The following is an 11,794-nucleotide window of genomic DNA, read 5'->3' on the forward strand; positions in this document are numbered from 1 at the left end:
AATAGCAAGCTAAATAGCAGAACCTGTCTGCTATTTAGCGTTTAAATATTAGGGATTTAGTTGTTTAATTAATGATTTTTTACCTGCATCAGGTTGCCGATAAGCCAAAATGGCATCCATAAGTGATTTTTTGTCAATTGCTTGTGGATGATTACTGTATTTATCTGCTTGTAATTTATTCAGTGCCGCCGACAATTGCTCAGATAAGCCACTGATTTGCGTTAGCGTCATGAATTTTCCTAAGCGTTCACTAAAATAGCCTTGTACTGCGACAATAGCAGCACTGCTATCGTTACGGTCACATGCATCGATAATGGCATCGAGGCCTTTTGCGGTTGTTTTAGGCTTTGTTTTTTGACTTTTATTGTCATCATCTGTGTATGGCTGTGCTCGGTTTGCCGATACCGCCTTACGCCATAATACTAAGGTGATAAGCCATAACATCCCCAGAACGGCACTTAATAGTGGCCAATATCCGCGACCTTGAACTGCGCTAAAATTATCAACGGGTGGAATGTCAGTGGTTGCCGTTGAGCTGCCGATTACGTTAATTGTTCGTTCTGGTAACGTGGCAAATTGTTGTTTTTTAAGATGTGGGTTCCACCAAGGTACACGGATCTCAGGTAGGGTATAGGTTCCCGGTTTTGTTGGCACAATCGCGGTAGTGATACTGTATTGCGACACGACTTGGTTGTCGCGAACAAAAGTTTGTCTTACTGGTTTTTCTGGGTAGGCTTTTAAGCCTTCAGTCAGCGGAATATCAATATCTGGTAAACTGGTGTCATCCGTATTGGATGCGATTAAACTAATTGAACGGGTAATTGGGCTACCGACTTCAAATTCATTAACATCTTCTGGCCAAGTTTCTTTTAATACTGCAATATCGCTGACTAACCATTTTCCTTTATAGCTTGGGGGAATAGGGTTGATTTGAATTACCTGCCTTTCGGCTGCAGTTTGTATTGGTCGACTTTCATTAAAACCAAACATACCTCCACGCCTAGGAGCCTCGACAATAACATCACCCGAAAAGCCGGCGCCATTAATCACCAACTCTCCAGGCAGATCAGCAATAATCCCATAAGTACGTTCAATCACTCTAAAACGGCGGCCATCGACAATTTCGCTTCCGTCTTTATCTTCACCGATTTGCTTGATTTGTGCCCCTTCAATGGCTGGAGCACTGAGCACTCCACGTTGTAATTCTACTGCAAGATACAATTTTACTTTATAGGTGATTAACTGGCCGACATAAGCATCAGAGGCACTCGTCGATATTCTCATGAATACATTTTCAGCTTTGTCGGCTGTTGTGCCTTGTGGGATCACTTTAAGATTAATCGGGATTGAGCTCACGCCTTTGATGTTAAATGCGGGAATCGTGATATTACCTACTGATTTAGGTGATAATAATATCTGCCAACGAGTTTCTTTTGTGGTGTCAAAATTAACCATTTTGGTACTGCGACCTACACTGGTTCTGCCGACAATAAAGTTTTTCAGTAATATCGAAGTGTCCAATTCGTTGGCACTGAGATCGTCGTCAGCAGTTACATCGAGTACGAAGTATTCACCAGCAACCACAGGGTTACGGTCTACAGTTGCTTGTACTTGGCTCATTGCAAATACAGGAGCTGCAATAATCAATAGCAATAAGCTAAAAAAAGTTCTAATTACCACTGTTCATTATCCTCACGTGGTTGACTGTTTTGACGACGTTTTTGATATTCAAGTTGCATTTTATTACGGATTAATACTTGGGGATCTTCATTGATAGCGCGAAGAGCCCTTTCCATGTCCGCAGGCAGTGAATCTTGATTCATCTGCGATGCTGATACCATTTCAGCTGGTTTATCTTGCGAATTACCTTCGGAGTTTGCAAGGTCAGAAGCCTTAGCTGCGCTCATCTTCTGTTTATCATCAGTAGGCTGATCTTCATTTTGGCTCGCACTGGCTTGCATGCTAGATTCATTACTTTCAGGTGAGTCTTGCGATTGATCATTTTTGGGTGAGCCCTTGTTATCATTAGTCTTTGGTGATGATTGTGGCTCTGAGCTATTTTGTTGTGAGTCATTTTTTTGCTCACCTGACGGCTGATCATTGGATGCTGATTGAGATTGTTTTTCATTTTGCTTTTGATCTTTTTCAGCTGACTTATCACTGTCAGAGGAGCTATCATTACTGTCTTTAGATTGATTTTCAGCGCGCTGATCTTGGTTTTGCTGACTCGATTGGTCTTGTTGACCTTGCTGGTTTTTTTGTTCACCGGGCTGAGACTTATCCGGTTCTGACTGTGGTGATTTGTCTTTATTAGAAGATTGCTCAGAAGATGAGTTTTGATCATCTTTTGAGTCGGATGAGTCTTGTTGTGACTTATCCGACTCTTGTTCTGATGAGTCCTTTTTCTGTTGTTCGAGCAGTTGTTGAGCTAAGGCTAAATTCTGTTCTGCTTCGATAAAAGGTGATTGCGCGGCAATCGCTTTTTGATAACGAGTAATGGCTTCTGGGTAGTCTTTCAACTGCATCAGTGCATTACCTTGGTTGAATAACCCTTGGGCAGTATTATTTTGTTCAAACTCAGCCAGTGCCTGTTGATAATTACCCGCTTTGTAATGTGCAGAGGCGCGCCATTGAGTGTCTTTAAATGTGTCAGCAGCTTGAGCAAACTCACCTTGCTGAAAGGCCGATTCGGCTTGTTGATCTTGGGTTTGCCATAAATCTTGCCACACCGACGCTTGTGCTGGTTGACTGTGAGTTAGGCCAAACGCCATTGCTGCAGACAATAGCAAAACAGGATTAAGCATAACCGTTAATAATCCTTGTCTAAAACTCATTAATATTGGGATGACTAATAACATTGCCAGATATGGCCCGAGATCTTGCCAAGTCTCACCAGCGAGTTCTGTTTCACTCGCTTTGCCGTCTGAGGCTAACCATTGTGTAAGAGTTGAAATATCGCTGCCATCTGTTTGCGCTGGCACTAGGATACCCTGATGTTGCTTTACTAGTTTTTGTAATAAACCATAATCGGTTTTAGCGACAACCACTTCATTACTGTTATCTCGCAATAACTGACCATCAGCTAAACGGATCGGGGCGCCTTGTTTACTGCCAAATGCCATAATAGATAAACGATAACGGTCGTTGACGGCACTGGTTGCTTGATTAAATTGCTGTGCAGAAATGCCATCGGTCATCACTATAATGTCGCCACTGACATGGCCACCTTGAGCTAATAGTTTCTCTGCCAGTGATAATGCTGCTGCTAAATTAGATCCTTTGGTTGGCATAATATCAGGTGATAATGTGGGTAATAAATTTAAAATGGTGCTGCTATCACGAGTTAACGGGCTGATAGTGTAAGCTTCACCAGCGTAGGCAATGAGTCCTGTTTCGCCTTCTTTGAGTTCGTTTAGTAAATCGGTAGCTCTAAATTTGGCATAAGATAAGCGATTCGGGCTTAAGTCTGTGGCATACATAGACTGCGACATGTCCATAATGAGCACTCTACCTTGCTCAGTAGCAAATACCGGCAAACTTTGTTTATTCAACGCTGGGCCGGCAAGCGCAATCACTGCAATTATCCAGCAGGCAATCAGTACCCATTTAGGTTGATGAGTTTTCTCCACGGTTTGGGTCACCAGTAACTGACTTAAATGCGGGGAGATATATTGTTTCCATGCTGATTGCTGGCTATGTCTACGCCAAAATAATGCACTTAATATCAATACTGGAATCATGCCCAATAGCCATTCAGGGCGAATGAAATGTATCATTGTTGATCCGCCTCTTTGTTAGACTTGATTTTAGGCCATAACTGATTTGGCCATTGTTGCTGCAAACTGATTAAGAAGCTGATTAGTAATGACATTAATAAAGGCCAATAAAATAATTCACTTTTTGGGCGGTAACTTAATTGATCTCGGCTTACCGGCTCTAACTTGTCTATTTCTTGATAAATGCTGTTTAACTCTTCACTGTTACGAGCTCTAAAATATCGACCTTTAGTGATGCTGGCTAATTTTTTGAGTTGCTCCTCGTCTAAATCCATTGAAGGATTAATTCGCTCTTTACCAAAAATAGTGCGCCGTTCTAATATTTCTGCGCCCACGCCAATAGTGTAAATGGTGACATTACGTTTAGCCGCAATTTGGGCTGCGACTTCGGGGTCAATATTGCCAGCATTATTAGAACCGTCAGTGAGGAGAATTAGTACACGGTTACTTTCATCGACTTTATCAAAACGTTTTACCGCTAAGGCAATCGCTTCACCAATAGCGGTTTGCTTACCTACTAGGCCTATTTGCGCATCATCTAAAAACGTGGCTACAGAGCGGCGATCTAGGGTCAACGGTGCTTGTAAATAGGCGTGGTCTGCAAATAATATGAGTCCGAGCCGATCTCCTTTTCGACGCTCAATAAAATCACTTAATACATGCTGAATTAACGTAAATCGATTAACCGTTTGCCCGTTTATCACCATATCTTCAATTTGCATACTGCCCGATAAATCAACCGCCATCATTAAATCACGACCTTTGGCGGGTAATTCAATCGGGTCTCCTAACCATTGTGGCCTTGCTATTGCTAATAGAAAAAAAGTCCACATTAACCAATACCGTTTACGACTCACTTTTTGATTGACCGCCCTTGAGTGCGTCATCGTAGTAGCGATGCCTGGTAACTGTAAATGTCCACCGGCACTGTCTATATTAATACGCTTAATCAATAACGGCAGTGGCAGTAAGAGTAATAACCATGGCCAGTAAAATGCTAACATTTGGCCTCCTGATGTGGATTGTTGGATATTAAGGTCGCATCACTAAAAGCATGCTTATTGTTGAGCCAAGCTTGTGCTAACTGGAGTAATTGGACTTTTTCGGCTTGATCTAAGCCGCTCGCTTGGTGACGCTTAACGAGTAATTTTCCTATTTGATGTTGTTGATCTGGCGCGAGACGAGTATCTAACCAATCAAACCAAGGTTGACCATTGAGTTTAGCGAGGTGTTCTCGTGGTAGATAAGTTAATGCGGTACGCTTGAGTAAGCTATTGACTTGTGCTGCAAAGCTATCATCTTCGACATTATAACTTTGTAAGAGTGTTAGGGCTATTTTGCGTGGTGCATGATATTGATGTTGTTTATATAAACGCTTGCCCAACCAAACGGCTAAAATAATCAATACGGCTGCGATTATCCAATATCCTGGCGCAATCGGCATGGTGCTGATCGGGGCGGGTAACGCAATATCGTGCAATTGAGCTAAAGCCGATGCGTTGGCATCAATTGGCATTGGTTGTGATGGTATGTTTGGCGTGGTCATTTAACGTAAAATATCCAATTGGGCACTGAGCGGTTTAGCGGCATCAATTAATTTTGGTTGCACTTTAATCAAATTCATTAAAGCAAAAAATTGTTGTTGCTGCGCTTGTTGATTCGCTAACCAAGCCTCGTAACTTTGCCGAGTTAAGGTCAATTGTTGTTGGCCATCTCGAACGGGTAAGGCAAATTGTTTTGGTAACGCCAAGGTTCCTTGTCTTAATGGATCGGTTACCACAAATGCTCCGATATCACAGTGACGTGATAACTCAGTTAATGGTGCTAAGCATTGTTGGTTAAGATGTTGACCGTCGGTAATAATCCAGATTAGAGAACCAGGTTTTGCAATACGTTGTAAACGTTGACAGGCTTTAAACATATGGCCTGGATCAGGTGACAATTGATTAATTTGCTTTAATTGCTGCTGATGAACATCAATTAACCCCGACGTTAATTGCAAAATACCTTGGCGGCGACTTCGCGGTTTAAGTTCTAAGTGATTAGTTTCACTGGCGATTAACGCCCCAAGTCTGTCGCCATTATTGATTGCATTCCAACCTAATGTGGTCGCTAAATGGGCTATCTGGACAGATTGAAGTAATAATTGCGAGCCAAAATATGAGCTGTGGCTCAAATCTATCAACAGCAGGATAGGACGTTCGCGTTCTTCCACAAATAACTTAGTGTGCGCAACTCCGGTTCGCGCAGTTACTCGCCAGTCAATGGTTCGAACATCATCACCATTTTGGTAATGACGAACTTCAGCAAACTCCATACCGCGGCCTTTTATTTGACTGCTTCGATGGCCCGACAAGGCTGCTTTTGCCCGCGATTTATGATCGGGGAGGGCGCGCGACAAGCTTTGGCAAGCAATTAATTCTTGCTCATTTAAGCTCATACCATCACTGTAAAGGGGTAATGAGTAGGTTTGGTTCATCATAATCTAATCATGCTCAATAATAAGTGCACCTATTGCAACATCTACGGTACGGCAACTTGACTCAGAATATGATCAATCACTTGATCTGCCGTAACACCTTCAGCTTGAGCTTGATAGCTGAGTAACAAGCGGTGCCGTAAAACATTGGGCGCAACCGCTTGAATATCTTCTGGCGATACAAAGTCTCGTTCATACAGCCAAGCGCGTGCTCTTGCACAACGTTCTAATGAAATCGTGGCGCGTGGACTGACGCCATACTCGAGCCATTTTGCTAAATCTGCGCCATATCTTGCTGGTTGGCGAGTCGCCATAATAATCTCAACGATGTACTTTTCGAGTGGCTCAGCTAAATAAATATCTAATGCCTGATCTCTTGCAGCAAATACATCTGCTTGCGCAACAGGATCTATCGTTGGTAATTGGTGTGTCTTAGCCTCTTTACGGGACTGGCGTAAGATTTCGCATTCGGTTTCGGCATTGGGGTAATCGAGGTTTAAATGCATTAAAAAACGATCTAACTGTGCCTCCGGTAAGGGGTAGGTACCTTCGTTTTCGAGTGGGTTTTGGGTTGCCATGACTAAAAAAAGTGGCGGCAGAGGATAACTGTGTTTTCCTACAGTAACTTGGCCTTCAGCCATGGCTTCTAATAAAGCAGATTGTACTTTGGCAGGGGCTCGGTTAATTTCATCTGCAAGGATTAAGTTATGGAAAATGGGCCCTGCTTCAAATTCAAATGTACCGGTTTGTTGGCGATAAATATCGGTACCGGTTAAATCGGCAGGCAGCAAATCGGGCGTAAACTGAATACGATGAAACTCACCTTCGACACCGTCGCATAGTGCTTTTACGGCTCGCGTTTTTGCTAAACCTGGTGGACCTTCAACTAATAAATGACCATTTGCGATAAGTGCTATCAGCAAGTTTTCTGTTAATACGGGTTGACCTAAGACAACAGTATCTAAATAGGCGCGGAGTGAGTGAAAACGACTTAACGGCATAGTAGTACTCAATTTATTTAGTTGGCATTGGGTGTATTAAATCCTATGTTATGAATTCTATTGGTTTTTGGCTAGTAGGATTAACACAATTTAACTCTTTATGAAGTAGATAGTTGTAAACGCCTGTTTAAAACCGTTCAATAAAAAGTTAGAATCAGGTCACACTTTGATGGTCTGACCAGATTATCTGGCAACATATAAACTTACCGGCTGAGCCGAGATGAGCTAACAATAATAGAGGGTGACACATGAGTGATAGACAACAAGTAACGAATTCCCGGGGTGAACGCATTGCGATTGTTGCCGGTTTAAGAACACCATTTGCAAAACAAGCAACAGCCTTTCATGGCGTATCTGCGCTAGATATGGGCAAAATGGTGGTAAATGAGTTGCTGTCTCGCTCTGAAATTGATCCTCAATTAATTGAACAACTAGTGTATGGCCAAGTTGTACAAATGCCAGCAGCGCCAAATATAGCCCGTGAAATTGTACTGGGTACCGGAATGAATGTGTCAACTGATGCCTATTCTGTCACTCGAGCTTGTGCAACTAGTTTCCAGTCTGCGGTTAACGTCGCTGAGTCAATTATGACTGGCAACATTGAAATCGGTTTAGCGGGTGGTTCGGATTCTTCTTCTGTGTTACCGATTGGGGTATCAAAGAAGCTGGCACATGCTTTAGTCGACTTAAATAAAGCACGCACTTTTAAGCAGAAATTTGCGATTGCACGCCGTTTAGGTTTGAAAGACTTAATGCCTGTCCCGCCTGCGGTTGCTGAATATTCAACGGGTTTGTCTATGGGGCAAACCGCAGAACAAATGGCTAAGACTTACTGCATCAGTCGTGCCGATCAAGATGCATTAGCGCATCGTTCACATACATTAGCCACTGAAACCTGGAATTCTGGCGTGCTTCAACAAGAGGTGATGACAGCTCATATTCCACCTTTTAAACAATTTATTGACCGCGATAATAATATTCGTGAAAACTCTGTATTAGAGTCTTATGCCAAATTACGTCCCGCATTTGACCGTAAACACGGTACCGTGACTGCCGCGAATAGTACGCCATTAACTGATGGTGCATCGGCAATCATTTTAATGAGTGAAGGTCGAGCCAAAGCTCTAGGTTATCAGCCAATTGGCTATATCAAAAGTTATGCATTTACCGCTATTGATGTTTGGCAAGATATGTTGATGGGGCCGTCTTATGCCACGCCATTAGCATTAAAACGCGCAGGAATGGAATTAGAAGATTTAACTCTCATTGAAATGCACGAAGCATTTGCGGCGCAAACATTAGCTAACATGCAAATGTTTGCTTCAAAGAAATTTGCTGCAGAGAAGTTAGGTCGTAGTCGCGCCATTGGCGAAATCGACATGAGTAAATTTAATGTTTTGGGGGGCTCGTTGGCTTATGGCCATCCTTTTGCGGCAACCGGAACACGTTTGATTACCCAAGTGTGTCGAGAGCTTAAGCGTCGTGGTGGTGGAACGGGATTAGCGACAGCTTGTGCCGCGGGTGGTTTAGGTGTTGCAATGATTTTAGAGGTGGAGTAATGAGCATGGAAAAAACATTTAATTTAGCTCGTCGTGACGATGGTATTGCGATTTTAACAATGGATGTTCCTGGTGAAACCATGAACACCTTAAAAGAACAATTTGGCCCTGAAATTAGTGACATTTTAACCGAAATTAAAGCTGATAATAGCATTAAAGGCTTGGTGGTTATTTCTGGCAAGGCTGATTCATTTGTTGCTGGTGCTGATATCACAATGTTAGCCGCTTGCAAGAGTGAAGCTGATGCCAAAGCATTGTCACAACAAGGTCATGTGGTTTTTTCTGAGCTTGAAGGCTTATCCATTCCGGTTGTTGCCGCTATCAACGGTGCTTGTTTAGGCGGTGGTTTAGAGTTAGCGCTAGCGTGTCATTTACGTGTATGTAGCGATGATAAAAAAACCATGCTAGGTGTGCCTGAAGTACAACTAGGTCTGCTGCCTGGCGGCGGTGGTACACAGCGTTTACCTCGATTAGTCGGAATTGCAACTGCGTTAGATATGATGCTTACTGGCAAGCAAATTCGTCCTAAACAAGCATTAAAAATGGGTTTAGTGAATGATGTTGTCCCTAACTCTATTTTGCTTGAAACTGCGATTGAGTTAGCAAAAAAAGGCAAACAAGCTGCAAAACCTGTGGTGCAATCTAAAATTAATCAGTTTTTAGAATCATCTTCGTTTACTCGCGATATTATGTTTGATCAAGCTCGTAAACAGGTAATGAAGAAAACTCAGGGTAATTATCCTGCACCTGCCAAAATTATTGATTGTGTTCGCCAAGGTATGAATAAAGGCATGGTGAAAGGGCTTGAGGTTGAAGCGACCCATTTTGCTAATTTGGTGATGTCAAAAGAGTCTGCTGCATTACGTAGCTTGTTCTTTGCCACTACGGAAATGAAAAAAGAAACCGGTGCTGAAGGCGCTGTGCCACGTAAAGTTAAAAAAGTAATGGTATTAGGTGGTGGTTTGATGGGCGGTGGTATTGCCTCTGTTACGACTACTAAAGCTAAAATTCCAGCACGTGTAAAAGACATTTCAGAGCAGGGACTCAGTAACGCACTATCATATGCTTACAAGCTTTTAGATAAAGGCGTAAAACGTCGTCATATGACACCCATCGCGCGTGATAATGTCATGGCATTAATGACAACAACCACTGAATATACCGGTATTAAAGATGCCGATATCGTGGTTGAAGCGGTATTTGAAGACTTAGCGCTTAAACATAAAATGGTTCAGGATGTTGAGCGTGAATGTGGTGAAAACACCATTTTTGCATCGAACACTTCATCTTTACCTATTGGTCAGATTGCTGCAGCGGCAAGCCGTCCTGAAAATGTGATCGGTTTACATTATTTCTCTCCGGTAGAAAAAATGCCCTTAGTTGAAGTGATTGCGCATAAAACCACATCACCCGAAACCATTGCTACTACAGTGGCGTTCGCACGCAAGCAAGGAAAGACACCTATCGTAGTTCAAGATGGTGCTGGTTTTTACGTTAACCGTATTCTAGCCCTGTATATGAACGAAGCGGCACAGTTATTACTTGAAGGTCAGCGTGTTGAGCATCTAGATCGCGCGTTAGTCAAGTTTGGTTTCCCTGTGGGGCCAATGACGTTGCTCGATGAAGTGGGCATTGACGTAGGAGCTAAAATTTCGCCAATTTTAGAAAAAGAGCTCGGCGATCGTTTTAAAGCCCCCGCAGCTTTTGACAAGTTATTAGCCGATGACCGTAAAGGTCGTAAAAATGGCAAAGGTTTCTACCAATACGGGCCTAAAGCTAAAAAAGCCAAATTGGTTGATGAGTCAGTTTATAAGGTACTCGATATCGCAATAGCTTCAGATAAAGAAGCAAAAGATGTTGCAGAGCGTTGTACCATTCAAATGCTTAATGAAGCCGTTCGTTGTCTGGAAGAGGGGATTATTGCCTCTGCAAGAGATGGTGACATCGGTGCGATATTCGGTATTGGCTTCCCCCCATTCTTAGGTGGCCCGTTCCGTTATATCGACACCTTAGGTGCGAGCAATTTAGTGGCAACTTTACACGGCTATCAATCACTCTACGGTGACCGTTTCGCACCGTGCGACACGTTAGTCAAAATGGCCAGTGATAGAAGCCAATTTTATAAAAAGTAATAAGGCTGTTTTTATTTAGCGAATAAAAAGTTATCAAGTTGTAAAAAAGCGGCAATTGTTTGCCGCTTTTTTATTTATTTAAGGCATGCTTTTGCCTGATTTTTAATCAGATAGATGCCTCTTTAGGGTATAATACTCATTGTTGATGATGATAGCGTAAACTATTATGTGGGTGATATTTCGCCATTAAGCTGTCATAGCTTGGATCTGATGGCGTTAATATTATGACTTGCGAGTCAAAGATGAGTCGTAATGATGTGCTGGTAGGGATGAGATTTACTGAGTTATTTAATTTACTGACTTATTTGGAGTTTGCGATAATGCAGTTCAGTTGGTTATTCATGCTTGTTTTATTGAGTATTAGTAGTGGTTTTCTATTTGGTTTTGCAGCTTATAAGCATGGATTAGCAGTAAAGCGGTGGGGATGTGTTGGTTGTATACTAGGGCCACTTACTTACCCATTGTTTAGCACACACAAACGCTTAGCTGATATGAAGGTTTGGCGATATGGCCGTTATAGCATAGAAGGCTAATCTCATTTCAGTTTGTTATATCAAAATTCATATTTCAAATAACAAAAAAGGAGCTTATGCTCCTTTTTTATGGCTGATGGTTAACCATCAGTATCTTAAGAATTACTTCCACCAAGCTCTGGCTTGGATAACTTCAAGGTGATTTAAACCTTCAGGCAATTTTACTTTTTTACGAGCTGGTTTTGCTAAACCAAGTGCTATTTTTAGAGAAGTAAACATAGGGTTCTCCTTAAGCTATTTGAGTGTCTAGGACTTTGATTGCAGGAATACCGGCTGTTTGTGTGTCTAGGACTTTGATTGCAGGAATACCGGCA

9 protein-coding genes are annotated in these 11,794 nt (G+C 42.3%); 3 read left to right on the forward strand and 6 right to left on the reverse strand.

Going from position 1 to position 11,794, the window contains the following annotated elements; translation table 11 throughout:
- Positions 1-48: 48 nt before the first annotated feature.
- Genes ACED29_RS11115 through ACED29_RS11140 form a run of 6 tightly spaced genes read right to left on the reverse strand, consistent with a single transcriptional unit; the run spans position 49 to position 7,256 of the window.
- Entirely contained in the window at positions 49-1,680 is a 1,632-nt protein-coding gene (locus tag ACED29_RS11115) for a BatD family protein (protein WP_371697685.1), read from the reverse strand.
- A complete protein-coding gene (locus tag ACED29_RS11120; RefSeq protein ID WP_371697686.1) occupies positions 1,674-3,776 on the reverse strand; it encodes a VWA domain-containing protein in 2,103 nt (700 codons plus the stop codon). Before ACED29_RS11120 ends, ACED29_RS11115 begins: the two co-directional genes overlap by 7 nt.
- The gene (locus ACED29_RS11125) at positions 3,773-4,780 is read right to left on the reverse strand and encodes a VWA domain-containing protein (RefSeq protein WP_371697687.1); all 1,008 of its coding nucleotides are present in this window, start codon (positions 4,778-4,780) and stop codon (positions 3,773-3,775) included. The genes ACED29_RS11120 and ACED29_RS11125 overlap by 4 nt, the downstream gene beginning before the upstream one ends.
- Positions 4,774-5,322 carry a DUF4381 domain-containing protein gene (locus ACED29_RS11130; RefSeq protein WP_273059618.1) on the reverse strand — a complete coding sequence of 183 codons (549 nt, stop codon included), beginning with the start codon at positions 5,320-5,322 and terminating at the stop codon, positions 4,774-4,776. Before ACED29_RS11130 ends, ACED29_RS11125 begins: the two co-directional genes overlap by 7 nt.
- Positions 5,323-6,258 (reverse strand): DUF58 domain-containing protein, encoded by a 936-nt coding sequence (locus ACED29_RS11135; RefSeq protein ID WP_273059617.1) that lies wholly within the window; start codon positions 6,256-6,258, stop codon positions 5,323-5,325.
- Between the two features lie 41 nt (positions 6,259-6,299).
- The gene (locus ACED29_RS11140; RefSeq protein WP_182723297.1) at positions 6,300-7,256 is read right to left on the reverse strand and encodes a MoxR family ATPase; all 957 of its coding nucleotides are present in this window, start codon (positions 7,254-7,256) and stop codon (positions 6,300-6,302) included.
- Between the two features lie 248 nt (positions 7,257-7,504).
- Between ACED29_RS11140 and fadI the strand changes: the two genes are divergently transcribed.
- The 3 genes from fadI to ACED29_RS11155 all read left to right on the forward strand — a co-directional run bounded on the left by fadI (position 7,505) and on the right by ACED29_RS11155 (position 11,480).
- Entirely contained in the window at positions 7,505-8,815 is a 1,311-nt protein-coding gene (gene fadI, locus ACED29_RS11145) for an acetyl-CoA C-acyltransferase FadI (protein WP_371697688.1), read from the forward strand.
- A 5-nt stretch (positions 8,816-8,820) separates the two neighbouring features.
- Entirely contained in the window at positions 8,821-10,947 is a 2,127-nt protein-coding gene (fadJ, locus tag ACED29_RS11150) for a fatty acid oxidation complex subunit alpha FadJ (RefSeq protein WP_371697689.1), read from the forward strand.
- A 242-nt stretch (positions 10,948-11,189) separates the two neighbouring features.
- On the forward strand, positions 11,190-11,480 hold the full coding sequence (locus ACED29_RS11155; RefSeq protein ID WP_371697690.1) for a hypothetical protein: 291 nt from the start codon (positions 11,190-11,192) through the stop codon (positions 11,478-11,480).
- Positions 11,481-11,794: the final 314 nt, after the last annotated feature.

The organism is Shewanella sp. 5S214 (assembly GCF_041439795.1).
In the GTDB taxonomy this organism is placed as follows: Bacteria; Pseudomonadota; Gammaproteobacteria; order Enterobacterales; family Shewanellaceae; genus Shewanella; species Shewanella vesiculosa.